Genomic DNA, 24,247 nt, shown 5'->3' on the forward strand with positions numbered 1-24,247 from the left:
GAGAAACAGATGAACAATATGATTTTGCTGTTGAAACAGCTGGAACGGCAGGGGGTCAAGCTGGCGCTGAACGACAAGGGCCAGCTTATCTCCCAGTCGAGCAAGGAGGCGGTGACACCGGCCATCGGCGCCACCATCAAGGCCCACAAGGATGAGCTGGTGCGCTGCCTGGCGGCCCGTGCCGCCTTCGAGGCGCCCATTCTTGCGCAACGTGATGCCGAGGGCGCCCGGCAGGGGCCGCTCTCGTCATCCCAGAGCGGGCTCTGGTTTATCGAGCAGTACGAGGAGGCCTCCCACCTCTACAACATGCCGGTCTATTTTCGCGTCAAGGGAGAGCTGGACACGGCGGCGCTGGAATTTGCCTTCGACCACCTGTTTGCCCGCCACCCCAGCATGCGTACCCGCTTCATCAAGGACGAGGCGGGCAGGGGGGCACAGGAGATCCTGCCCCACACGCCCTTCACGTTGCAGATTGAGGACGTGAGCGCAGAGCCCGCTGCCGAGCGGGAGGCCTATGTGGCCCGCCGGGTGCGGGAAGAGATTGGGTGTCCCTTCTCCCTGACCCAGGGGGATCTGAGCCGGGTGCACCTGATCCGGCTCGGCAGCCGCGAGCACGTGCTGCTGATCACCCAGCACCACATCATCTCCGACGGCTGGTCGGTCAAGAACATGTTCGCGGATCTCAAGCGCGCCTTTCTTGCCCATCAGAACCGCGAGCCCCTGCAGGTGAGCGAGCTACCGCTCACCTACATCGACTATGCCCGCTGGTTCAACTCGGACCGTTTTCTCGATTATCACGCCGAGTTCAAACCGTTCTGGGTCGACCGGCTCGGTGGCAGCCCCGAGGTACACGGTCTGCCGCTGGACAAGCCGCGTCCGGCCCATCAGGACAGCGGCGGCGAGCTGGTCTTCTCCACCATCGACAATGAGCTGTGGGAGAGCTTCAAGCGCCTGTGTCAGCGCCACAGCACCTCCAACTTCATCGGTCTGCACGCCCTGTTTGCCCTGCTGATGGTGCGCCAGAGCGGCGAGAAGGAGGTGGTGATCGGCACCCCGCTCGCCTATCGCGAGCGCCACGAGATCGAGTCGCTGGTGGGCTTTTTCGTCAACACCCTGGTGCTGAGAACCCAGCTGACAGGGCGCCCCAGCTTTGTCGACTATCTGCAGCAGTGCCGGGAGGAGGATCTGGCGGCCTTCGATCACCAACTCTACCGCTTCGAGGCGCTGGCCGAGGCCATCGGCGCCGATCGCACCACCGCCATCAACCCCATCTTCCAGATCATGCTGGTCTATCAGGCCAAGGTGGACTTCAACGATCTTATCCCCGGTTGCCAGCTGGTGGAGGAGACCTCGCCGGTGCTGCCGGCCAAGACCGACATCTCGGTCAAGGTGACCGAGCTGATGGACTCCGTCAGAGTGGACTGGCTGTTTGCCACCGCCCTGTTCGAGCGAGAGACCATCCAGGCCTACGCCGATCGCCTGCTGCACCTGATGCGCGCCGTGGTGGCGGCCCCCGAGACCGACATCTGGCAACTGCCGCTGGAGGCGGGCACCGACCAGGCGGCGCTGGCCGCACAGCTTGCCGACCTGCCGCTGGACTACCCGAGCCGTGACACCCTGCTCTGTCATATCGAGCGGCGCGCTATTCAGTTGCCGGATGCGCTGGCGGTCAGCGACGGCGTGCAATCGTTGACCTATGGCGAGCTGGAGGTGCGTGCCAACCGGTTGGCCCACTGGCTGCAATCCTGCGGCGTTACCCCGAGCGCCGCCATCGGCATCCAGGCCAGACGCGATGTCGCCTTCGTCATCGCCCTGCTCGCCTGCTGGAAGGCGGGGGCGGCCTATGTGCCCCTCGATCCTGCCTATCCCGCCGAGCGGCTGGCTCATATCCTTGGCGATGCATCCATCAGCCTGGTGCTGGGTGGCGTGCCGGACCCGCGGCTTGGCGAGGCGCTGGCGGGCACGACTGCCGAGTATCACGATCTGCACCAGCTTGCGCTGGACAAGATGCCAACCAGCATGCCCGCATTGCCTCGGGACGCCACCATGCTGGCCCAGATCATCTATACCTCCGGCAGCACCGGCCTGCCCAAGGGAGTCATGGTGGAGCAGGGCAGCCTGGTCAACCTGATGGCGGATCACGGCGATCGCATCGCCCTTGATCAGAATGGCGCCATGTTCAACTGCATGTCCCTCTCGTTCGATGCGGGCAACATGACCAGCTTGCTGCCCCTGTACTGCGGCGCGGCCCTGCACTTCGGCGAGCCGGGCGAGGGGGTGATCAGTGCCGCGATCGATTGTGGTGCCAGCCACATGATCCTGCCCACGGCGCTGTTGGCAAACCTGTTGCCACCGGCGGAGCTCGGTTCCCTCAAGGCCATCGGTTTTGGCGGTGAGGCGTGCCCGAGCAGCCTGGTGGAGCGTTGGGGAGAGCGGGTGGCCCTGTTCAACATGTACGGCCCGACCGAGTGTACCGTCACCGCGCTCTGCGCGCGGCTCAACCCGGGGGCGCCCATCACCATCGGTCGACCCGTCAACAACCTGAAGGCGCTGATCCTGGACGAGGCGGGCAACCTCTGCCCGGTGGGGGTCCCCGGCGAGCTCTGCCTGGCGGGGCTGGGGCTGGCCCGCGGCTACCTCAATCTGCCGGAGCGCACCCAGGAGGCCTTTATCGAGCTGGCGCTGGCTGATCGACCCCATCGCCTCTATCGCACCGGCGATCGGGCCCTGCTGCGCCGCGACGGCAACATCCAGTATCTGGGCCGGATAGACGAGCAGATCAAGCTGCGCGGCTATCGCATCGAGCCGGGGGAGATAGAGACCCGGCTCGCCGAATTGTGCCCGGCGATGCGCCAGATCAAGGTAGTGGTGCAGGAGGGGCGCCTGCTCGCTTACGCCTGTCTGCAGGCCGGGGCCAGCGAGCCCGACGGCGATGCCCTGCTGCAGCGGGCCGGCGAGTGCCTGCCCGAATACATGGTGCCGGCGCGCCTGTGCTGGCTGCCCGAGATGCCGCTCACCCCCAACGGCAAGCTGGACTTGCGCCGCCTGCCCGCCATCGTCTGGCAGCAGAGCAAGGGCGAGCCGCAAAACGAACTGGAGCAGACCGTGCTCGCCATCTGGCAAGGGGTGCTCAAGCAACCGCTCGGGGTGGAGGATGACTTCTTCCGCTTGGGCGGTGACTCCATCCTCAGCATCCAGCTCACCACCCGGCTGCGGGATGCGGGACTGCACTGCAGCGTGAAGGACGTGTTCGAAGCCAAGACGGTGCGCCGCCTCTGCCGCCAGCTCGGCCAGCAGCAGGCCGTCAGCCACAGAAGCGAGCAGGGCAGCCTGACCGGCGAGTTCCCGCTTCATCCCATTCAGCACTGGTTCTTCGAGCAGGGCTTTGCCAAGTCCGGTCACTGGAACCAGGGGGTGATCCTGCGCCTGCCGGCCGGGGTGGACGATGAGGCCCTGCGCGGCTGGCTGGATGCGTTGCGCCAGCACCACGATGCCCTGCGTCTGGCGGTGACCCCGACCGGCCAGCGCTACCTGGCCGAACTGCCATTGCCGCCGCTGCCGACCCTGGATGCCGGCAACCTCGATGAGGCCGAACTGCAGGCCCGCCTGACCGAGCTGCAGGGGGATCTCGACCCTGCCAGCGGCCACACCCTGGCCTGGGCCCGCCTGCGCAATCTCGCCCTCGAGGGGGATCGCGAGGGCGAGACGGTGGAGGGGCTCTTCCTCGCCTTCCATCACCTGGTGATCGATGCGGTCTCCTGGCGCATCCTGGCCGAAGATCTGGCACGGGTGAGCAGGGGTGAGCCGCTGCCCGTCAAGGGCAGCAGCTATCGCCAGTGGGGCGAGGGGCTCGCGGCCTACGCCAAAAGGGAAGAGGAACAGCTTGGCTTCTGGCTGGCTCAGGGGGAAGGCAGCCAGGGTCACCTGCTGGAAGCGGCGCGCGCTGCCGATGGCCGCGCCGCCGCCAGCCTGCTGCAACTGAGTCAGGAGACCACGGCCCGCCTCATCGACACCGCCAACCAGGCCTACTTCACCCGGGTGCCCGACCTGCTGCTGGCGGCCCTGACCCGTACCCTGAGCGAGCAGGGTTACGGCAGCCGTCACTGCGTGATGCTGGAAGGGCACGGCCGTGAGACCATCGATGCTGAACTGGACGTGAGCCGTACCCTGGGCTGGTTCACCAGCACCTACCCGCTGGCGCTGGCGGATGCCGGGGCGTGGGATGCGCTGGTGTGCGCCACCAAGGAGCAGCTGCGCGCCGTGCCGGACAAGGGGGTGGGCTTCAACGCCCTGCGGCTGCACCACCCCCGTGGCTGGGCACTGCCCGAAGCCCTGGTGGTCTTCAACTATCTGGGGGTCAGCCATCAGGGCGAGGCCGCTCAACCCTGGCAACCCCTGCCGCTGGCGCCGGGGGCTCCCACGTCCCCTGACAACCTGCCGCGCGAGCTGGTCAGTCTGCACGGGGGTGTCTACAACGGTCGCCTCACCCTGCGCCAGGTCGGCGCCCTCAACCAGCAGGCGAGCGATGCCCTGATGGCGCGGCTGGCGGACAACCTGACGGCGCTGGTGGAGCACTGCTGCAACCTGAAGGCTCCACGCCACACCCCGAGCGACTTCCCGGGGCTTGGCCTCTCGCAAGCCGCGCTCGATCGGGTGCTGAGCGGACGCGAGGTGGAGACCCTGCTGCCCATGACCTCGCTTCAGCAGAGCATGTTCCATCACAGGGCGTTGCTGCCCCGGGATCACGCCTATCACCTGCAGACCGAGATGGACTATCACCAGCCGCTGGACGTGGCGGTCTACCGTCAGGCTTGGCAGGGGCAGATTGCCTGCTGGCCGGTCCTTCGCAGTGAACTGGTACTGGCGGACGGGGTTGCGCTGCAGCGCATCTTGAAGCGCGCCGAGTTGCCATTCCACTATGAGGATTTGTCTGAAGTGGAAAATGCAGAGGCACGGGTCCAGGCCTACCGCCAGCAGGATCTGGCCCGCCCGATCCCGCTGGATCAGGCGCCCCTGCTGCGCCTTGCCTGCTTCAAATTGGCCCCCGATCACCACAAGGTGATCTTCAGCGCCCATCACGGCGTGCTGGATGGCTGGAGTGGTCCCGTGTTGCTGGGTTCCTTGCATCGCGGCTATCAGGCGCTGATGAACGGCCTGTTGCCGCAGGGCGAGCCGGATACCGCCTGGCTCGAATTTGGCCGCCATATCGCGAGCCAAACCCGCAGCGCCGACGCCTACTGGCAGGGGCGGGGCGAGCTCTTGGCCAAGCCTAACGATCTCGCCTGCCTGTTCGGGGTGACGCTGGACGCTAGCTCAAGCGGGCGCCATACCCAGCAGCGACCGGCGGTGTGCGCCACGGCGCTGCCGGCCGAGGTGGCGACCTTGCTCGCCCATCGTGCCCGCGACCTTGGCGTGACCGCGGGCCTGTTGGCCCAATATGCCTGGCACCGTCTGCTGGCACGCCGCTCTGGCGATGCCGTCACCCTAGTGGGCAACGTGACCCCGGGCCGGGACTATCCCATCGAGGGGATCACCGCGAGCGTCGGGCTCTACATCAACAGCCTGCCACTGGCCCTGGCGTGGTGCACCGAGCTGACGCTGGCCGAGCATATCGCCCGGTTGCAGACCGATTTGATGGCGCTCAACGAGCACGGCACCCAGTCGCTGGCAGCACTGACCAAAGGCCGAGCACGCCTGTTCCAGAGTCTGTTCGTGTTCGAGAACTACCCCATGCCGGCGGTCCCTGCCGCCCCCGAACCCCACCAGCTGGTGCCGCGCTTTGGCACCGTGGTGGAGAAGGTGGAGCTGCCGCTCTCCTTGGTGGTCAGCAGCCGGGGCGAGATGCTCCAGCTGCGGCTCGAATTCGACGGCGAGCAGATCCCCGAGGCCCGGGCCGAGGCTGTGCTGGCTGACTGGCTGGCTGAGCTCGACTGGCTGGCGCAGGCGGACCTGAGCCAGCCGGCCAGAGTGGCGGCGGCCGTGCCGTCCCCAGCGCAAGGAGCAGCCACACCATCGACTGTTACACAAGTGGCCGCCACCAAGGTTGAGTCCGGCCTGGCTCAGCCGCCGGCCGAGGCCCGCGCGCTGGTGGCCCTGTGGGAGCGCCAGTGCGGCGTGCCCGGCATCTGGCAGCAGACCCTGTGTGAACTCGGGGTGGATTCGGTGCAGCAGCTCGCCCTGCTGGCGGCTCTCAACGAGGCGTTTGGCCAGGAGCGGGCGCCGCTTACCCTGCAGATGCTCAAGGCCCATCCATCCCCCAGCCGGCTCTATTGGCACTGGCTGGTGCGCCAAACGGAGGCCGCGCTATGACAGTGACCATCAAGCATGAGGCTTCGCTCGTGCAAACCCGGCCTGCCCCCCGCGAGGGGGCGGCCAATCTGGGTGCGCGGCTGGCGGCATGTCTGGCCGCCACCCCTCTGGCCCCCGCCATTCGTATGGGCGGGGAGGGCATCAGTGAGGGCGGATCAGATGAGCAGTGGCTTAGCTACGGCGCGCTCAATGATCGGGTGGCCCAGATTGCCGCCCGCCTGCAGGGGCTGGCGGTGGGGGAGCGGGTCGGCCTCTATCTCTCCCGCAGCCCCGATCTGGTGGCCAGCCTGCTGGCCTGCCTGCGCCTCGGCCTCACCTTCGTGCCCCTTGAGCCGGATTTTCCGGTCGAGCGGCTGCAAGGGATCGCCCGTCAGGCGCGCCTGTCGGCGGTGATCTGCGACGGCGACAGGCCGGCTCCCGCCTTCGGCTGTCCGCTGCGCACCCTCGATGGGCCGGCAGCGGCAGGGCCCGTCTCCTGGCCCCAGGTGGATGACGCCCTGGCCGCCTACATGATGTTTACCTCGGGCTCCACCGGCGAGCCCAAGGGGGTGGTCATCAGCCGGCGGGCCCTGCTCTGCTTCCTCGACGGGATCCGCGAGCGGCTCGGGCTCTCACCTGGCTGCCACTGGCTCTTCATCACCACCCCGGCCTTCGACATCTCGCTGCTGGAGATGCTGGGGCCGCTCTGGGGTGGTGGCCGGCTGACGGTGGCCGGCGGCGAGCACAACAAGGATCCGCTGGGGATGCAGGCCTTGCTCGAGGCCGATCCCTCCATCAACTGGCTGCAGGCGACCCCGGCCTGCTGGCGCATGCTGCTCAAGGCCGGCTGGCAGGGGCGCAATACCCTCACCGCCCTGTGCGGCGGTGAGGCGCTGGACCCAGGTCTGGCCGAGCAGCTCTGTGCCCGCACCCGGCGGCTGTGGAACTGCTACGGGCCCACCGAGGCCACCGTCTGGTCGCTGGTGAGCGAGGTGATCTGGCCACCGACTGATGGCCAGATCACCATCAGCCACAGCCTGCCCGGCTATCGGCACTGGGTGCTGGACGAGGCGGGGCAGCCGGTGGCAGAGGGAGAGTGCGGCGAGCTCTGCATCGAGAGCCCGGCCCTGTGCGAGGGGTACTGGCGCAAGCCGGCCCTGACCAGCGCCGCCTTCCTGCGCCTTGCCACCCATCGCCTCTATCGCACCGGCGATCGGGTGCGCCGACTGGGGGCGGACCGTTTCCTCTATCTGGGGCGGCGCGACGATCAGGTCAAGCTGCGCGGTTTTCGCATCGAGCTCGGCGAGGTGGAGGCGGGGCTGCGCCGTCAGGCCGGGGTGCAGGAGGCGGCGGTGCGTCTGGTGGGCGAGGGGGATGACGCCATGCTGGTGGGCTACGTGGAGGCCAAGTCCGGGGTGATCCTCAATCGCCTCGCCCTGCGCAAGGGGCTGCAGGCGACGCTGCCGCACTACATGGTGCCGGCGCGGCTCATCCTGCTGGATGCCCTGCCCAAGACCGGCAGCGGCAAGCTGGACAGAAAGGCGCTGCCCTTGCCCGAGTAAGTGCCGCGCAGCAGATAAAAAAGAAGCCCGCATATGCGGGCTTCTTTGTGGGCGCTGATCACGCGGGCTTATTGGGTGATGGGGGCCGCATCGGGTTTGGCCAGCAGCTGTTCGACGTCGTCGATCACCTTGAGGGCCGCCTGGGGGCCGCCGGTGGAGGTCCAGAGCGACCCGTCCACGGCGCCGAAGCGCTTGCTCTTGATGGCGCCGAGCTGCTGGAAGGCCGGGGTCTGCTCGGCCTGCTTCATGGCATCCACCGCATCGCCGCTGGCGCTGAGGGTGCCGATCACCAGCCAGTCGCCGTCCAGCAGATTGAGGGATTCGAGGCTCAGGGCCGGGGAGTGGGGGGTCTTGTCACCGATCTGGTGGGTCGGCCGGGTCAGCCCCATCTCTTCCACCACGCTGCTGGCGAAGGTACCGCTGTGCATGTAGCTCGGGCCCTTGGGGTTCCAGCGCACTATGCTCAGGCGCTCGCCCTGATGCTTGGCAAGCTTGCTGCGGGCTTCCTGCAGGCGGGCGTCATACTGGGCGAGGAAGGTCTTGGCTTCGGCGTCCCGGTTCAGCATGTGGGCGCTGCGATTGAAGATCTCTTTCCAGGAGTCACCCCAGTTGCCAGTGACCACGGTGGGGGCGATCTCCTTGAGCAGGGCCAGCAGCTCGGGCTTGGTCTGGCCGGTGAGGATGAGGTCGGGTTCCAGATCGATCAGCTTCTCCAGGTTGGGGTTGTCCAGATCGCCGACCACGGCGATCTCCTTGCCCGCCTGTTGCAGCAGGTAGCGGGGCAGGGTGGACTGGCCGCGGCCATTGACGGTGCCGACCGGTTGCAGCCCCAGGGTCAGGGCGCTGTCCAGATCGATTTCGCTCAATACCACCACCCGTTTGGGCTGGGCCGGTACGACCTGGGTCTTGCCGTCGGCATCGGTCACCTGACGGGTCTCGCTGCCGGCCTGTGCCTGGAAGCCGACCAGGCTGGCCAGCATCAGCACGGCAGCCAGGGGAGAGGAGATCTTCATCGTTACATCCTTCTTGGTGAAATCAGTGGAACACTGGGTCCCAAACGGGCGGACTCATGCTACCACAAATTCAAATGATAAGAATTGTCATTTGTGTTTGTGGCGTGGGGAGGCTGCGATTTGCTACCATGCTGGCTCACCCACCAAGGGCTCTTCGTGATGTTCATTGCCACCGCGCCAGCCTGTTCACTGGACCGCTTCATCGTGCAGGCCGACAGCCTGCCGCTGCCCGGCGCGGCGCATCTGGCGCTGCAACGGGTCTGCTTTGACCCCGCCGCCTTCACCCCGGCCTGCTACGACGCGGCCGGCATGGTGCTGCCCGCCAGCTTGCAGCGCGCGGCTCCCAAGCGGCTGGGTGAGTTTCTGGCCGGCCGGCTGGCGGCGCGCCGGGCCTTGCACCCCTTTGGTCTGGGCCAGCAGCAGGTGAGTATCGGGGCGGCCCGCGAACCCTGCTGGCCTGCGGGGTTTGAGGGCAGCATCAGCCACAGCCTGTTGCAGGGGTGCGGCATGGCGCTGTGCGCGGTGCGCCCGGGCCGGGCGGGAATGGGGCTGGATCTGGAGGGCTGGCTGGCAGAGGGGCAGGCGAGCGAGCTCTGGCCCGGCATTGCCAGCGGGGAGGAGTGGGCCCGGCTGGCGGCCGCTGCCCACGCCGTCGGCCTGAGCAGGGCTGAGGCGCTCACCTTGATTTTTTCGGCCAAAGAGAGCCTGTTCAAGGCGCTCTACCCCAGGGTGGGGCGCTATTTTGACTTTCTCGATGCCCGCTGGCTGACCATGACGGAGCAGACCCTCACCCTCGAACTGGTGGGTGGGCTGACTCCAGAGCTGCCTGCCGGTTGGCGCTGTACGCTCTACTGGCAGGCAATGTACTGGCAGACACTGCATTGGCAAACAGGGCACTGGCAAACACAGCCGGGTGGGGTGCTCACCAGCCTGCTGCTGTGAGTGGCGGCGCGCCGAGACACAAGCATAAAAAAACCGCCTCTCGGCGGTTTTTTTATGGGGCTCAGGCCGGTTGGCGCATGGCAAAGGCATGCGGTCTGCGGCGCGGCACTATGATGGGGGCGCCGTCGCCGGGGGCGTGCAGTATGTCCACGTCGGTCTGGTAGAGGCGGTCGATGAGGGACTTGGTCACCACCTCGCGGGCCGGCCCCATGGCCTGGATGCCGCCATCTCCCAGCGCGATCAGCTCGTCGCAGTAGCGGGCGGCGGTGGCGAGATCGTGGATGACGATGAGTACCGTCTTGCCCTCGGCGGTGATCTGGTGGATGGCCTCCATCACCTCGGTCTGGTGGCCGATGTCGAGGGCGCTGGTGGGTTCATCCAGCAGGATGATGTCCGCATCCTGGGCCAGCACCATGGCGAGCCACACCCGCTGGGCCTGGCCGCCGGAGAGAGAGCTGGCGCTCTGCTGCAAAATGTCGCCCAGCTGCATCCGCTCGCAGGCCCAGCGCACCATGCGCGCATCCTCCTCACTCCACTGATTGAACCAGCCCTGATGGGGATGGCGGCCGTACTGCACCAGCTGCTCGACCTGGATGCCGGCGGGCACCAGCGGGCGCTGGGGCAGGTAGGCGAGCTCGCGGGCCAGCGCCTTCTTGCCGTAGCTGGCCAGCGGCTTGCTCTTGAGCAGGATCTCGCCGGCTTGCTGCTGCTCCTGGCCTGCCAGGAGTTTGAGCAGGGTAGACTTGCCGCCGCCGTTGGGGCCGACGATCCCCACTAGCTTGCCCTGGGGAATGGTGAAGGAGATGTCGTTGAAGACGGGCTTGTGATGATAGCCAAATTGCAGGTGATTGATGGTGAGCGTCATCAGGCGGCCCTCGGTCGGTCTTGAAAATGGATGAATGGCATCGTCAGTCGGCCTTCTGGCGGTCTTTGAGCAGGATGAACAGCAGCAGCAGGCCGCCGAGAATACGGGTCATGATGCCGGTGGCCACTTCGTGGGGGCTGGCCAGCACCCGCACCAGGGTATCGCTGGCCAGCAGCAGCAGGGCGCCGCACAGGGCGGCAATCCACAGCGGCACGATGCGATCCCGGCTGAGCCAAGAGGCGAGCACCGGGGCCGCCATGGCGATGAACACCACGGGGCCGCCGATGGCGGTGCCGAGCGCCGCCACGACGATGGCCTGGGCCAGCACGCCGAGCTGCACCCGATTGACGTTCACCCCCAGACTCTGGGCGGTGACGGGGCCGAGGCGAAGTACGCCCAGGGCCCGGGAGAGATAAATGATCCAGGGGCAGACCAGCAGGATCAGGATCCCCACCGGCAGCACAGTGCTGTAGCCCTGGCCGACGAAGTTGCCCATGTTCCACAGGTAGAGGCTGGTGAGGTGCACCAGCGACTGGGTGGACATCACGAACTGGCCGATGGCGTTCATCAGCTCGGAGACGCCGATGCCGATCACCACGAACAGGTAGCCCTGCTCCCCCGGCTTGTTGCACAGGGCATAGAGCACGGCGGCGGCAAACAGGGCGCCCAGCGGGGCGGCCCACCAAGGCCAGCTGCCGAGGGTCAGGTAGAGGGAGAAGGCGATGATGGCCAAGGAGGCCCCCTCGTTGACCCCGATCATGTCCGGGGTGGCGAGGCGGTTGCGAATGAGGGTCTGCACCAGGCAGCCGGAGAGGCCCATGGCGGCGCCCGCCACCAGCACGGCGACGATGCGCGGCAGCCGGATCTTGAAGACGGTCACCTCGCTCAGCCGGTTGCCCTCGCCAAGCAGGGTCTGGATCACCCCCAGCATGGTGAGCTTGCCGGAGCCCAGGGTCAGCGCCAGCAGGGAGAGCAGCACCAGGGCGACCAGCAGCCCCAGGGTGATCAGCCAGGCGCGGCGGTGCAGCAACAGGGTGCGGCTGCCAATGCGCAGGCAGACGGTGCCGGTGGGAAGCGCCGTGGTGAGGGAGGGAGGGATGGAATTGTTCATGAGGCAGGCAACCTTATTTGACGGCCAGCAGGGAGCGGAAGCCGCCGCTGCGCACCACCAGGATGAGCACGGGGGCACCGATCAGCGCCAGGATCACCCCGTTGGGCAGCTCGAACGGCTGGATCAGCCAGCGCGCCAGGATGTCGGCGCCGAGCAGAAACAGCACCCCGAACAGGGCGGAGAAGCGCACCTGGATGGCGAGGCGTACCGGCTCCACCAGACGGGCGCAGTAGGCGGCGAGAAAACCGACGAAGCCGATGGGACCGGCGATGGCGATGGCGCAGGCGGTAAACAGGGTGGCGGCCAGGAGCACGCCGATGCGCACCCGGGTCGGCCGGATGCCGAGCGCCAGCGCCTGGTTGTCACCCATCTGCATCAGGGTGAGCTGACGACAGAGCGCCAGGGTCAGCAGCAGGCCGAGCAGGGCAAAGGGCATCACGGTGAGTACCGCATCGAGATCCGAGGCGGCCAGCGACCCCAGATTCCAGAAACGGAACTGCTCCAGCACCACCTGGTTGGAGAGCAGCAGGAAGTTGGAGAGGCCGCCGAAAGTGGCGGAGAGGGCGACCCCCACCAGGATGAGCTTGAGGGGGTTGGAGCGCCCCACCATCAGGCCGAGGCCGAGCACGATGAGGTTGCCGAGCAGGGCCCCCATGCCGGACCAGAGCAGGTAACCGTAGGCGGATTCGACGCCAAAATAGGTGAGGCCGATCACCAGAGCGAACACGGCGCCGGCGTTGACCCCGAGCAGGCCGGGTTCGGCCAGCGGATTGCGGGTGGCGCTTTGCAGCATGGAGGCCGCCAGCGCGAGACAGACGCCCACCACCAGGGCACACAGGGTGCGGGGCAGACGCAGGGTATGAACGATCATGGCGAGCTTTTCATCGGCCATGAGGGCGGGATCGCCCAGCAGAAATCCGGCGACCTCGCGGCCACCATAGACACCGGCGCCGGTGGCCAGTGAGAGACAGATAAGCAGGAACAGGAGAACCACTCCCAGCCAGAACAGGTGTGTTTGGTGTCTGTGCACCCGGCTACTCCTTCACGTCGAGGCAATAACAGCAGAAAAGGGAGCCCTGACGGGCTCCCTGCGGGGTTTACAGCTTGTAATCCACGCCGGCGTAGACGGTACGACCTTCCAGAATGAAGTCGGCGTCGGTGGCGACCTGGTCACGCTTGGTGTTGGTGAGGTTGGTGATGCCCAGCTTGAAGTCGAGCGCCGGGGTCACCTTCCACTTGGTGTTGACGTCCAGGGTCTGGTAGCTGTCGGACTTGAGCGCCTGGGAGTTGTGCATCGGCACCTTGATGAACTGGCTGCCCACGTACTGCCAGGCCAGGTTGGTGCTGACGATCTCGGTGGCCTGCCAATCCAGGCTCAGGTTGCCGGTGTGATCCGGGGTCTTGGCCAGATCGTCGCCGGTGCTCTTGTCTTCGGAGTCCAGCATGGTCCAGTTGCCGGTCAGCTTGAGGTCGTCCATCACATCGACCCAGCCGGTCAGCTCCAGCCCCTTGACCCGGGCCTTCTTGACGTTGAGGTAGGTCATGACGGTTGGACGGTAGCCCGGGCCCCACTGATCGCTCTGGATCAGATCCTCGATGTCGTTGTGGAAACCGGTGAGGCCGGCGCCGAAGCGAGCGGCTTCATAGGCGGTGCCCAGCTCGTAGCTGACGGCAGTTTCCGGTTTCAGGTCCGGGTTGCCGATCACCTTGCAGGCGCCGCGGCAGGCGGTGGTGGCGAAGCCTTCGCTGGACTGGGCCAGGGTCGGGGCCTTGAACGCCTTGCCGGCGCCGCCCTTGATCACCCACTCGTCGCTCAGCTTGTAGAGCGCATAGGCGCGCGGGCTGAACTCGTTGCCATAGGTCTCGTGGTGATCCAGACGACCGGAGAGGGTCAGCGCCAGATCACCCAGGCTGAATTCATCCTGCAGGTAGAGGGCGCTCTGGCTCGCATCCACGCTGCCATTGGTGATGCTGCGGCTGTGCTCCAGCTCGGTCTTGCGGAATTCCGCCCCTGAGGTCAGCAGGTGATCCCCCAGGTAGCCGCTCAGCTGGCCGTCGACCGTGTGGTTGGTCTGGGTGACATCAGCCGCGCCGCCGTTGAGCTGGGAGTCATCCATCAGATCGGTCTGCTCGAAGTAGTAGCGAGCGCGGCTGTCGAAGTGCTCCCAACGACCGTTGTGGGTCAGCCCCAGGCTCAGGCGATCGAGTTTTTGCACGTTGTGCGGGGTGGCCGGGGCGGTGGGGGCACGCGGCACGTTGTTGAAGTAGCTGTCCATGTCGTTCTGGTTGTAGCCCAGATCGAACTCCACATCCTGGTTGTCGGCCACCAGCCACTTCAGGCTGGAGAGCATGTTGACCACTTCCCGTTTCTCCAGCGCATCGGCGTCCTTGTTGTTGGACTGATCGCTGTGCCAGCGGTCGCGCTGATAGCCTTCCACCACCAGGCTGCCGAGCAGCTTGTTGTCGATCAGGGCGCCGGAGACGAAGGCGTTGCCACGGTTGGCATCACCGCCATCACCCTTGGTGGGCATGGTGTGGGTGTAGCCGAAGGCCGCCTCGGTCTGCTCCTTGGCCTGGCGCAGGATCACGTTGACCACGCCGCCGAGGGCGTCGGCGCCATAGAGGGAGGAGACGGGACCGCGGATCACCTCGATGCGCTCGATGGCGGCCATGGGGATGGAGCTCAAGTCGAAGTCATTGCCAAACGAGCTGCCCAGGGTTTCGCGGGCGTTGACCCGTTTGCCGTTGATCAGCAGCAGGGTGTAGTCGCCGCCCATGCCGCGGATCTTGATCTCGCTGCGGCCGGTGGGGTTGGTGCCGATGATGTTGACGCCGGGCACGTGCTTGAGCGCTTCGCCGACGTTGTTGGCGTTCATCTTGTCCAGATCGGCGCGGGTCACCACAGAGACGCTGGCCGGGGCGGAGAGTTCGGTGTGCTGGGTCTGGGTGGCGGTGACCACCATGGTCTCGTTGGCCTTGACCGCTTCGGCCTGGGCCAGGCCCGGCAAGGCAAACAGGCCGAGGGAGAGCAAAATCGGGTTCAAGCGAAATACGCCAGGCTGCAACTGCATAGTCAAAACTCCATGAATAAAACAGAGGTTATGGGGTCCGGCTCTGGGGCCGGTGGCTCACTGACTTCCTTGTCTGGCGGTGCCAGACTCGGGGTTATTGTTATTCCTTGTCTGTGCCAGCCCCTTGAGCAGGAGCCAGACACCGCCGCAGGCCAGCAGGCCGCAGCCGATATTGATCCAGGCCAGATGGGCAAATCCGTGCAGCACGCCACTCTGATCCGACACCAGCAACCTGGCGGAGAGCAGGCTGCCGAGCCCGGCCGCCACATTGGTGACCGTGCCCTGAAAAGACATGAAGGCGGCGCGCTGATGCGGGGCTGGGATGGAGGCCGTGATGGCGAGGGTGGTGCTGGAGCGGGCCGAGCTCAGCGCCATGAACAGGGTGAACAGCAGGTAGACGGGCACGCCGACCGGCATGGCGAAACCGAGCAAAGTGATCAGTGCCAGCAGCAGGCTGGTGATCAGGATGGCGGCCTGGGCCCGGCCCTGATCAATCCAGCTGCCGCACAGCCGCATGGTGGCCATGCTGGCGAGGCCTCCGCACAGATAGAGGGCGGCGATCTGCTCGCGCGGGAACGCCAGGTTGAACTGGAAGTAGTTGGCAAAGTGCGGGATCAGCAGGAAGTGACCGAACATCTGCAGGCAGAGGATAAACAGGGCGCCCTGGCAGAGTGGGGAGGCCAGCAACTGGCGCAGGCCACTGCCGTGAGGGGCGCGGCTGACCGGCAGCGAAGGCAGCAGGGTGGCACAGAGCAGGGCCAGCAGCAAGCCGCAGACGCCAAACAGCAGGAAGGGGCTCTGCCAGCCAAACCACTGGGCCAGCACCAGGGCGATGGGCACCACCAGGATGGCGGCCAGCGAGAAGGCCATGCCCACGTAGGCGAGGCGACGGCCCCGCTCGGCCGGCGGCACCAGATCCAGCACGGCTGCCATCAGGATGGCGGCGAGCGGCCCTGCCACACAGCCCGACAGGACGAACAGCACCAGCAGCTGCTGGCTGTTTTGTACCAGGGCGCAGGCCATCAGCAGCAGAAAACGCAGGGTGAGCAGCACCAGCAGGGCGGGTTTTCGGTTGACCCGATCGAGCCAGGGTGCGGCGATGAGCCCCATCAGGGCGGCCCCCAGGGTGGCACCGCCGCTGAAGTAGCCGGTCTGTTCCGGCAGCATGCCGAGGCTGATGACCAGATCCGGCCCGAGTGGCATCACCATCATCATGCTGCCCATGGAGAGCATGTTGACAAGCAGGGCCAGGTGGATGGCGGCGGGGGTGGTGGTCACTGGCTTCATCGACGGCAAGCTCAAAAAAATGAGACCGAATTGTATCCGAGCGATTTTTTCGTGACAACAAATGGTAATCATTTTTATTTGTGTTATTTGATCTGTCTCCGCTCTTTTCATAGAAAAATGAAGGGCCTGACCTTCACGGCGCGCATTGCTCACGGGCAAAATCATTGAAAAGCGGGGTGGATGGCCCATGATGACGAGGTGATGAGCAGGCCATGATCTGGTTGGCCGCCGAGTGGGACGGGAGGAGAAGATGAGAAGATGGCGCGGGTTTGGACTCTGGCTGCTGTGGGGGCTCTGGTGCCTGCCGCTGCGGGCCGAGGTGAAGGTGATCCCGGTATTCGAGGCCCAGGCGGCGGTGCAGACCCTCAAGGATCTCTACCCGGAGCTGGGGGTGAGCGTCATGGGCAACCAGCTGGTGCTGAGCGGCAGCGCCGCCCAGTTGCAGGAGGCCGAAGCGGCGCTGGCCAAATTCAACCAGCCACCCCAGAGCCTGCTCATCGAGTGGCGGGTGGATGGCGCTTCCAGTGGTCAGCAGGCCGGGGTGGGGCTGGGCCAGGATGCCGTCAAGCGGCAGTGGTTGCTGGAGGGCAATGCCCAGCAGTATCAGCGCAGCCAGAACGACAGCTGGCAGGTACGTGGCCTGTCGGGTCGGCCGGTGCTATTGCAGATGGGCACCTATCAACCGGTCACCTTCTATCAGTGGCGCGGAGGCCAGGTAGTGGGGCTGATGCCGCTGGTGAACGGCCTCTATGCCACCGCCACCCTGATCGGCGACAGGGTGCAGATAACACTCAGCAGCGAGCAGGCCAGACTGGAGCAGGGCACCATCAACCGGGGGCAGAGTGCCACCGAGGTGAGCGGTGCCCCCGGTCAGTGGCTGACGGTGGGGGAACTCTCCACCAGCGCGGCGCAGCAGGGCAGCAGTCTGGGCACCCAGTTGCAGGGGGGCAGTGGCAGTCAGAGCGATCGCCAGACCCTGCAGATCCGGGTCACGCGCCAGTGAGGTGCCTGGCTGATCAGCTCGCTCCTCGGGTGCCTGGCCATCCCGGTTGAACCTGACTGATCAGTTGCCGGCGTGGGGCTGATCAGCCGCGTATTCACGCAGCTGGCGGCTGCGCAGCAGATACCAGAGTGACCAGAGGGTAGCGACCAGTACCAAAGCTGTGGGCCAGCTGAACGACCACTTCTGCAGATTGAGGCTGTGCAGTTGCATCAGCAGGCCGCTGACGGCAGAGCAGAGCAGCAGCAAGGGGCTGTGGCGCCTGAGCCAGGCCCGGATGCTGCGGGTCTGCTGATAGGTGCCGCCACAGGCGAGCAGCGCCAGTATGGCGGGCACGTCGGTCAGCAGGCTGATGTAGAGGGCGAGCCGGTCCGGGTAGAAGAGGGTCAGGATGGCGCTGCCGCTCTCGCGGGTGACGCCGGCCATCAGAAACAGCCAGACCGAGCGGGTCAGCAAGAGGGCGATGGGCCAGAACCAGAGCGGAGGACGCAGCTGGCCGTGATCGTCATATCTGTGTTCGGGGTAGAGGGTCATGGTTGCCCGGGGTCGTCTGTGCAAAGGATGAAGGGGATATGGGGCGAAGGGGGGCCCTTTGCAAGGCGGGGGTGGGGGACGGGAATTAATCGGGGGGCCATGCCCCCCAATCCGCTTATCTCTTTTCGTGCCGGCCCGCCGGCGTCACGTCACAGCCAGCCTTTTCGCTTGAAGAACAGACCGGTGCCGAGCGATGACATCACCATCAGCACCAGGGAGAGCGGATAGCCGTACTCCCAGGCGAGCTCCGGCATGCGGCCGAAGTTCATGCCGTAGATGCTGGCGATCAGCGTCGGCGGCAGGAAGATGACCGCGGCCACCGAGAAGATCTTGATCACCTTGTTCTGCTCCAGGTTGGTGACCCCCATGGAGGCCTCCAGCTGGAAGTTGATCTTGTCGAACAGGAACTGGGTGTGGGGCAGCAGGGACTCCACGTCGTGCAGCATCTCGTCGATCCACTTGTTCTGCTCGTTGCTCATCCGCTGGCGCAGGCTGCGCTTCAAGAAGCGCAGGGCGCGACGGGTATCGTGCAGGGAGAGACGGATCTGGCCGTTGGCCTCTTCCTGGGCCATCAACTCCTTGAGCATGGGATTGATCTGATCCGGCTCGAAGATCTGATCGGCGGTGTTTTCCAGGGTCTTGTAGCCATCTTCGATGAGATCGGAGAGGTATTCGACTTTCAGGTTCTGCACCTCCAGCAGGATGTCGAGGGCGTCCTCCACCTCCAGCCGATCCTGGCGCATGTAGTGGCGCAGCAGGCGCACCAGGCCGATGTCATCCTCGCGGATGCTGATCAGCAAGTTGTTGCGCAGGGTAAAGGAGACGTGGACACCCTTGGTGTCACGGCCGATCCGCTGGGGAAACAGGGAGTGAATGTGCAGACCGTCGGTATCCCAGTAGAAACGGGCGGATGCTTCGATGTCATCGAGCTCCTCCTTGTCGGGCACCTCTTCCAGAAACAGGCCCGTCAACCATTCTCGTTCCGCCGTGTCCGGCTTGTAGGCATCCAGCCAGACGGTGTTGTCAGGCACTATGTCGTCAGGCCCGAGCGTGACTATGTCCAGTACCTTGTTATTGAGAATGTAGGCGGTGATCATCTGTCCCCCCTTAAGAAGTCATGGGTAATCAGGGATGGTTGCACAGGTCATGCGGCCTTAGAGCGCGTAGAAAGCGATCCCGTGGACAAGCTGAACGGGCCGATGGAAAACCTGAATGCGGCGAACTATACAGGGGCGGGCCGCGCTTGTCAGGGCCTATTCATCGGAGGTTCAGCCTGTTCGCTCAAAAAAACAGCGAGGTCGGAGCAGCCACGCCGACCTCGAAACGGGTGATCCCGGCGTCGCCTCCTTTATTCCCCCTGGCACGCGGGAGGAGTCGGGCTCACAGGCAGGGATGACGGGCTGCCGAGTGCCCTGCGACATCCCTCGGCCGTGCGCCGGAAACCGCCTCTATTTGATGTGTTGGGGCTGAGCATTTTTGTTGTCTGCACAGCGGTTTTTTCATCACATATTGGGATAGTTGGGGCCACAGCCGCCCTGCGGCGGTGTCCAGACGATGTTCCGGGCTGTGCATCCTTGTTATCTGCGCAGGTCTGCATGGGCAAGCCTGTTACATGTTGGGATAGTTGGGGCCAGAGCCGCCTTGTGGCGGTGTCCAGACGATATTCTGGCTCGGATCCTTGATGTCGCAGGTCTTGCAGTGGATGCAGTTGGCCGCGTTGATCTGCAGGTGGGGCAGGCTCTCTGAACCCAGGATCTCGAACACCCCGGCCGGGCAGTAGCGCTGGGCGGGTTCGGCCCAGGTGGGCAGGTTGACCGCCACCGGGATAGTCTCATCCTGCAGCTTGAGGTGGCAGGGTTGATCCTCGTCGTGGCTGGTGTTGGCGAGATAGACAGACGAGAGCTTGTCGAAGCTGAGCCTGCCGTCCGGCTTGGGATAGTCGATGGGCTGGCAGCGGCTGGCCATGCGCAGCTGGCGGTAGTCCGGCTCCTTGTCCAGCAGGGTGAACGGCGAGGTGCGAGCAAACAGCCGCTGCTCCAGCCAGTTGAAGGCGCCGCCGAGCCAGGGGCCCCAGCGGTGCAGGGCGGCGCCGAAGTTGCGCGCTGTTTTGAGCTCATAGGCCAGCCAGCTCTGTTGCAGCGCATCGCCGTATTCGGCCAGATCCCGGCCCCCTTCATCACCGCCGCGCAGACTCATGGCGACTGTCTTGGCCGCCAGCATGCCGGACTTCATGGCGGTGTGGATCCCCTTGATGCGGGAGAAGTCGAGGGTGCCGGCATCGCAACCGATGAGCAGGCCGCCAGGAAAGTGCATGCGGGGCAGGGAGTGCCAGCCCCCCTTGGCGATGGCGCGGGCGCCGTAGCTGATGCGCTCGCCCCCCTGCAATGCTGCGGCGATGAGCGGGTGGTGCTTGAGGCGCTGAAATTCGTCAAACGGGCTGAGCCAGGGGTTGCGGTAGTTGAGATCGACGATGAGACCGACCGCCACCTGATCCTGCTCCAGATGGTAGAGATAGAAGCCGCCCTGGCTCTTGTCTTCCTTCCCCTCAGAGAGCGGCCAGCCGCTGCCGTGCAGCACCCGGCCCGGTTTGCCCTGGCCGGGAGGGAGCTGCCACAGCTCCTTGAAGCCGATGGCGTAGTGCTGCGGCTGGGCGGCGTTTTCCAGCTGAAAGTCGGCGATCAGCTGCTTGCCGAGATGGCCGCGCGCCCCTTCGGCAAACAGGGTGTAGCGACCGAGCAGCGCCATGCCAGGCACGTGATCCGCTTTCGGATTGCCCGCTCGATCCAGCCCGAGATCGCCGGTGATCACACCCTTGACCCGTCCCGCTTCCATGATGAGTTCGCTTGCGGTAAAACCCGGGTATATTTCGACTCCCAACTGTTCGGCCTGCTGACCGAGCCAGCGACAGAGGTTGCCGAGGCTGATGATGTGGCTGCCCTCGTTGTGCATGCGCGGCGGCACCGCCCAGTTGGGCAGTTGCAGGGCGCGACTGTCGCTTTGCAGCAGGTGCACCTGATCGTCGTTGACCTCGACCCCGAGCGGGGCCTGTTGCCAGCTCTCTGGCAGCAGCTCCTTGAGGGCGACGGGATCCAGCAGGGCGCCGGAGAGCAGATGGGCGCCGATCTCCGCCCCCTTCTCCAGCAGGCAGACCGACAGCTCGGCATTGTGTTGTTTGAGGGCGATGGCGGCACTGAGTCCCGCCGGGCCGCCACCGACGATGACGACATCAAATTCCATTGCTTCGCGTTCCATCTTGCCTCTGTGCTCGACTTGGCCTAGGGTAGTGCTGGTAGTTTACGTAAACGTAAAGTAAATGTAAGCAAAAAAATGTGAGGGTTTTCATGGATTCACTCAACAGAAGCGAGGGATGCGCGTCATGAAGCTGCTGGTCGCGGTCAAGCGGGTGCTGGATTACAACGTCAAGGTCCGGGTCAAGAGCGATGGCTCAGACGTGGAGCTGGCCAACGTCAAGATGGGGATCAACCCGTTTTGTGAAATTGCGGTGGAGGAGGGGGTCAGGCTGCGCGAAGCCGGCGTGGCGAGCGAACTGGTGGTGGTGACCTTCGGCCCCGAAGCGGCAGCCGAACAACTGCGTCACGCCCTGGCGCTGGGGGCGGATCGGGCACGTCATTACGTGACTGGCGAGACCCTGACCCCGCTCACCGTGGCTCGCGCCCTGCAACAGGTGTGCGAGCTGGAGCAGCCCGATCTGGTGCTGCTCGGCAAGCAGTCCATCGATTCCGACAACAACCAGGTGGGCCAGATGCTCGCGGCCCTCAATGACTGGCCGCTCGCCACCTTCGCCTCCGCCATCAAGCTGGTGGAGGGGGAATTGCAGGTGACCCGCGAGATCGACGGCGGCCTCGAGACCCTCGGCATGCCGCTGCCGGCGGTGGTGACCGTGGATCTGCGCCTCAACGAGCCGCGTTTTGCCTCGCTCCCCAACATCATGAAGGCCAAGCGCAAGCCGCTCGAGAGCGCGCCCTTCGCCGACCTCGGCGTCGAGCCGGCCGGTCAGACCCGGCTGCTCGGGGTGATGGCCCCCGCTGCCCGCAGCGCCGGCATCATGGTGGGCTCGGTGGACGAGCTGCTGGACAAACTCAAGCACGAAGCGAAGGTACTCTGATGCTGCCAGCAATCAACAGAACCCCGCCCGCCGGCGACAAGCTCGGGGGCGTGATGGGCGCACAGGCAGGGACATCAACGGACGATAGCAAGGGGCAGTCATGAGCGTATTGATCATTGCCGAACATCATCAGGGCCAGTTGGCCGACAACGTGGCCCGCCTGGTCACCGCCGGGAGCCAGCTGGGCGGCGAGGTGCATCTGCTGTTGCTGGGGCAGGGGCTGACCGAGGCGGGCGAGCAGGCTGCCGTCCTGCAGGGAGTGAGCCGGGTGCTGCTGGCCGAGCATCCCATGCTGGCGGAGGGGCTGAGCGACGGGGTCGATCCGCTCTTGGCCCATATCGCGCGGGATTATCAGCACTGCCTGATGGCCGCCAGCACCCAGGGCAAGGATCTGCTGCCGCGGGTGGCGGCCAGGCTCGGGATGGAGATGCTCTCCGAGGTGACCGGCATCGAGAGCGGCGACACCTTCCTGCGCCCCATCTACGCGGGCAACGCCGTGGCCCGGGTGGCGAGCAGCGCCCCCATCAAGGTGCTGACCATCCGACCCACTGCCTTCGCCAAGGCGGCGAGCGGTGGCCAGGCTCAGGTGGAGCGGTTGCCGGTGAGCGAGGTGGCCTGCCGTACCCGGCTCATCGAACGGCGCGCCGTCCGCTCCGCCAGACCCGAACTCGCGGCGGCGCGGGTGGTCGTCTCCGGTGGGCGGGCACTGGGCTCCAAGGCGCAGTTCGCCCTGATCGAGGCGCTGGCCGACAAGCTGGGCGGCGCGGTAGGGGCGTCGCGGGCGGCAGTGGATGCGGGCTTTGTCGCCAACGATCTGCAGGTGGGCCAGACCGGCAAGGTGGTGGCCCCCGAGCTCTACATTGCGGTCGGCATTTCCGGTGCCATCCAGCATCTGGCGGGGATGAAGGAGTCGAAGGTGATCGTCGCCATCAACAAGGACAGCGAGGCTCCCATCTTCCAGGTGGCCGACTACGGGCTGGTAGGGGATCTCTTCACCTTGCTGCCGGAGCTCACCGCCAAGCTGTAACCTGGTAAAAAAGGGGGCCGGGGGCATTGAGCACCGGCAAGCGCCCGTTTCCACGCATGTTCTCTGCAAGCCCTGACCCGTTCAGGGCTTTTTTCTGCCAACTGTGCTGGCGGCGGGTCGACAAAAGGTTGAGCCAGCTCCCAAAAAGCCTTTGATCCGGGGGCTGCACTTGTGTAAAACCAGACAAGTCACCGATCACACTCATCCACTCACGGAAAGCGTCATGAGCAAACAGATTTACAACTTCTGCGCCGGCCCCGCCATGTTGCCGGTCGAAGTCATGGAGCGCGCCCAGCGCGAATTTTGTAATTTCCAGGGGCTGGGAGCCTCGGTCATGGAGCTTTCCCACCGCGGCAAGCCCTACATGGCGGTCGCCGCCAAGGCCGAAGCCGATCTGCGCGAGTTGCTGGCGGTGCCGGACAACTACAAGGTGCTGTTCATGCACGGCGGCGGCCGTGGCCAGTTCTCCGCCGTGCCCATGAACCTGCTGGGGGGCGCCAACAAGAAGGCTGACTATCTGCTGACCGGTGTCTGGGCTGCGAGTGCCGTGGACGAGGCGCGCAAGTACGGCGATATCCAGACCTTTGACGGGGTGGCCAAGAGTGCCGAGGGCATCTCCCACCTGCTGCCGACCCCGGCGTTTCGCGCCGATGCGGCCTATGTGCACTACTGCCCGAACGAAACCATCGACGGCATCGAGATGTTCGACATCCCGGCAACCGGTGATGTGCCGCTGGTGGCGGATCTCTCCTCCACCATCCTCTCCCGTCCCATCGACGTGAGCCGCTTCGGCATCATCTATGCCGGCGCCCAGAAAAACATTGGCCCCTCTGGGCTGGCCATCGCCATCGTGCGCGACGATCTGCTGAACCAGGCCCGCGCCGATGTGCCGTCGATCTTCGACTACCAGCTCACCGCCAAGAACGACTCCATGTTCAACACCCCGCCCACCTACGCTTGGTATCTGGCCGGGCTGGTGTTCGAGTGGCTGAAAGAACAGGGTGGCCTCGCCGCGATGGAAGCGCGCAACAAGGAGAAGGCCGATTTCCTCTACGGCTATCTCGATCAGTCGAGCTTCTATGGCAACCAGGTGGATGCCAGCTGCCGTTCGCGAATGAACATCCCGTTCCAGCTGAAAAATGCCGAGCTGGACAAGCTGTTCCTGGCCGAATCGGAAGCCGCCGGCCTGCTGGCGCTCAAGGGCCACCGCATCGTCGGCGGCATGCGCGCCAGCCTCTACAACGCCATGCCGCTGGAAGGGGTAAAGGCGCTGGTCAGCTTTATGGACGGCTTTGCCAAGCGCCACGGCTGAGGCGTTTTTCCCCGATTGCCGACGCCGGGGACTCCCCGGCGTCTGTTTTTTCCGTGATGCCGGACCGGCCGTAACCGCGGCCTGTTTTTGTGCCACCCGCAGTCTTGCC

Annotated in this window: 16 protein-coding genes; 7 read left to right on the forward strand and 9 right to left on the reverse strand. The window is 65.5% G+C overall.

What is annotated here, in order from left to right:
* Window positions 1–9 precede the first annotated feature (9 nt).
* Window positions 10–6,309 carry an amonabactin biosynthesis non-ribosomal peptide synthetase AmoG gene (gene amoG / locus ACB032_RS04555; RefSeq protein WP_371137455.1) on the forward strand — a complete coding sequence of 2,100 codons (6,300 nt, stop codon included), beginning with the start codon at window positions 10–12 and terminating at the stop codon, window positions 6,307–6,309.
* Window positions 6,306–7,850 (forward strand): amonabactin biosynthesis glycine adenylation protein AmoH, encoded by a 1,545-nt coding sequence (gene amoH / locus ACB032_RS04560; protein WP_371137456.1) that lies wholly within the window; start codon window positions 6,306–6,308, stop codon window positions 7,848–7,850. Before amoG ends, amoH begins: the two co-directional genes overlap by 4 nt.
* Before the next feature lie 68 nt (window positions 7,851–7,918).
* Here the strand turns inward: amoH and ACB032_RS04565 are convergent, their stop codons facing one another.
* Window positions 7,919–8,863 carry an amonabactin ABC transporter substrate-binding protein gene (locus ACB032_RS04565; RefSeq protein WP_371137457.1) on the reverse strand — a complete coding sequence of 315 codons (945 nt, stop codon included), beginning with the start codon at window positions 8,861–8,863 and terminating at the stop codon, window positions 7,919–7,921.
* Window positions 8,864–9,019: 156 nt separating this feature from the next.
* Here ACB032_RS04565 and amoD point away from each other — a divergent pair, with 156 nt between their 5' ends.
* Entirely contained in the window at window positions 9,020–9,805 is a 786-nt protein-coding gene (gene amoD, locus ACB032_RS04570) for an amonabactin biosynthesis phosphopantetheinyl transferase AmoD (protein ID WP_341771269.1), read from the forward strand.
* Between the two features lie 61 nt (window positions 9,806–9,866).
* On the opposite strand, the gene ACB032_RS04575 is transcribed toward amoD, so the two are convergent.
* The 5 genes from ACB032_RS04575 to ACB032_RS04595 all read right to left on the reverse strand — a co-directional run bounded on the left by ACB032_RS04575 (window position 9,867) and on the right by ACB032_RS04595 (window position 16,139).
* Window positions 9,867–10,670 (reverse strand): amonabactin ABC transporter ATP-binding protein, encoded by an 804-nt coding sequence (locus ACB032_RS04575; protein ID WP_371137458.1) that lies wholly within the window; start codon window positions 10,668–10,670, stop codon window positions 9,867–9,869.
* Between the two features lie 43 nt (window positions 10,671–10,713).
* Window positions 10,714–11,781 (reverse strand): amonabactin ABC transporter permease subunit 1, encoded by a 1,068-nt coding sequence (locus tag ACB032_RS04580; protein ID WP_043123393.1) that lies wholly within the window; start codon window positions 11,779–11,781, stop codon window positions 10,714–10,716.
* Window positions 11,782–11,794: 13 nt separating this feature from the next.
* On the reverse strand, window positions 11,795–12,811 hold the full coding sequence (locus ACB032_RS04585; RefSeq protein ID WP_011705838.1) for an amonabactin ABC transporter permease subunit 2: 1,017 nt from the start codon (window positions 12,809–12,811) through the stop codon (window positions 11,795–11,797).
* 67 nt (window positions 12,812–12,878) lie between these two features.
* Window positions 12,879–14,852, reverse strand: coding sequence for a siderophore amonabactin TonB-dependent receptor (locus tag ACB032_RS04590; RefSeq protein ID WP_045789626.1), 1,974 nt, complete (start codon window positions 14,850–14,852; stop codon window positions 12,879–12,881).
* A gap of 57 nt (window positions 14,853–14,909) precedes the next feature.
* Window positions 14,910–16,139, reverse strand: coding sequence for a siderophore amonabactin export MFS transporter (locus ACB032_RS04595; protein ID WP_016350952.1), 1,230 nt, complete (start codon window positions 16,137–16,139; stop codon window positions 14,910–14,912).
* 250 nt (window positions 16,140–16,389) lie between these two features.
* Here ACB032_RS04595 and ACB032_RS04600 point away from each other — a divergent pair, with 250 nt between their 5' ends.
* On the forward strand, window positions 16,390–17,142 hold the full coding sequence (locus tag ACB032_RS04600; RefSeq protein ID WP_371137459.1) for a hypothetical protein: 753 nt from the start codon (window positions 16,390–16,392) through the stop codon (window positions 17,140–17,142).
* Between the two features lie 60 nt (window positions 17,143–17,202).
* Here the strand turns inward: ACB032_RS04600 and ACB032_RS04605 are convergent, their stop codons facing one another.
* From ACB032_RS04605 to ACB032_RS04615, 3 genes are all read right to left on the reverse strand, one after another.
* The gene (locus ACB032_RS04605; RefSeq protein ID WP_041218541.1) at window positions 17,203–17,673 is read right to left on the reverse strand and encodes a DUF2919 domain-containing protein; all 471 of its coding nucleotides are present in this window, start codon (window positions 17,671–17,673) and stop codon (window positions 17,203–17,205) included.
* A 149-nt stretch (window positions 17,674–17,822) separates the two neighbouring features.
* Window positions 17,823–18,770: a magnesium/cobalt transporter CorA gene (gene corA, locus ACB032_RS04610; RefSeq protein ID WP_011705843.1), complete on the reverse strand. Its 948-nt coding sequence runs from the start codon at window positions 18,768–18,770 to the stop codon at window positions 17,823–17,825.
* Between the two features lie 511 nt (window positions 18,771–19,281).
* Window positions 19,282–20,925 carry an electron transfer flavoprotein-ubiquinone oxidoreductase gene (locus ACB032_RS04615; RefSeq protein ID WP_371137460.1) on the reverse strand — a complete coding sequence of 548 codons (1,644 nt, stop codon included), beginning with the start codon at window positions 20,923–20,925 and terminating at the stop codon, window positions 19,282–19,284.
* 124 nt (window positions 20,926–21,049) lie between these two features.
* Here ACB032_RS04615 and ACB032_RS04620 point away from each other — a divergent pair, with 124 nt between their 5' ends.
* From ACB032_RS04620 to serC, 3 genes are all read left to right on the forward strand, one after another.
* Entirely contained in the window at window positions 21,050–21,799 is a 750-nt protein-coding gene (locus ACB032_RS04620) for an electron transfer flavoprotein subunit beta/FixA family protein (protein ID WP_039213551.1), read from the forward strand.
* A 100-nt stretch (window positions 21,800–21,899) separates the two neighbouring features.
* A complete protein-coding gene (locus ACB032_RS04625) occupies window positions 21,900–22,826 on the forward strand; it encodes an electron transfer flavoprotein subunit alpha/FixB family protein (protein ID WP_371137461.1) in 927 nt (308 codons plus the stop codon).
* Between the two features lie 223 nt (window positions 22,827–23,049).
* The gene (gene serC, locus ACB032_RS04630) at window positions 23,050–24,138 is read left to right on the forward strand and encodes a 3-phosphoserine/phosphohydroxythreonine transaminase (protein ID WP_024943986.1); all 1,089 of its coding nucleotides are present in this window, start codon (window positions 23,050–23,052) and stop codon (window positions 24,136–24,138) included.
* Window positions 24,139–24,247 lie beyond the last annotated feature (109 nt).

The organism is Aeromonas sp. S5(2024), assembly GCF_041403025.1.
Classification (GTDB): Bacteria; Pseudomonadota; Gammaproteobacteria; order Enterobacterales; family Aeromonadaceae; genus Aeromonas; species Aeromonas hydrophila.

Excerpts from the sequence above, each read along its gene's own strand:
- amoG (WP_371137455.1), top strand. The coding sequence starts at position 10 with ATGAACAATATGATTTTGCTGTTGAAACAGCTGGAACGGCAGGGGGTC.
- ACB032_RS04580 (WP_043123393.1), bottom strand. The coding sequence starts at position 11,781 with ATGAACAATTCCATCCCTCCCTCCCTCACCACGGCGCTTCCCACCGGC.
- ACB032_RS04620 (WP_039213551.1), top strand. The coding sequence starts at position 21,050 with ATGAAGCTGCTGGTCGCGGTCAAGCGGGTGCTGGATTACAACGTCAAG.
- ACB032_RS04595 (WP_016350952.1), bottom strand. The coding sequence starts at position 16,139 with ATGAAGCCAGTGACCACCACCCCCGCCGCCATCCACCTGGCCCTGCTT.
- ACB032_RS04605 (WP_041218541.1), bottom strand. The coding sequence starts at position 17,673 with ATGACCCTCTACCCCGAACACAGATATGACGATCACGGCCAGCTGCGT.
- corA (WP_011705843.1), bottom strand. The coding sequence starts at position 18,770 with ATGATCACCGCCTACATTCTCAATAACAAGGTACTGGACATAGTCACG.
- ACB032_RS04625 (WP_371137461.1), top strand. The coding sequence starts at position 21,900 with ATGAGCGTATTGATCATTGCCGAACATCATCAGGGCCAGTTGGCCGAC.
- serC (WP_024943986.1), top strand. The coding sequence starts at position 23,050 with ATGAGCAAACAGATTTACAACTTCTGCGCCGGCCCCGCCATGTTGCCG.
- ACB032_RS04590 (WP_045789626.1), bottom strand. The coding sequence starts at position 14,852 with ATGCAGTTGCAGCCTGGCGTATTTCGCTTGAACCCGATTTTGCTCTCC.
- amoH (WP_371137456.1), top strand. The coding sequence starts at position 6,306 with ATGACAGTGACCATCAAGCATGAGGCTTCGCTCGTGCAAACCCGGCCT.
- ACB032_RS04575 (WP_371137458.1), bottom strand. The coding sequence starts at position 10,670 with ATGACGCTCACCATCAATCACCTGCAATTTGGCTATCATCACAAGCCC.
- ACB032_RS04600 (WP_371137459.1), top strand. The coding sequence starts at position 16,390 with ATGAGAAGATGGCGCGGGTTTGGACTCTGGCTGCTGTGGGGGCTCTGG.
- ACB032_RS04565 (WP_371137457.1), bottom strand. The coding sequence starts at position 8,863 with ATGAAGATCTCCTCTCCCCTGGCTGCCGTGCTGATGCTGGCCAGCCTG.
- ACB032_RS04615 (WP_371137460.1), bottom strand. The coding sequence starts at position 20,925 with ATGGAACGCGAAGCAATGGAATTTGATGTCGTCATCGTCGGTGGCGGC.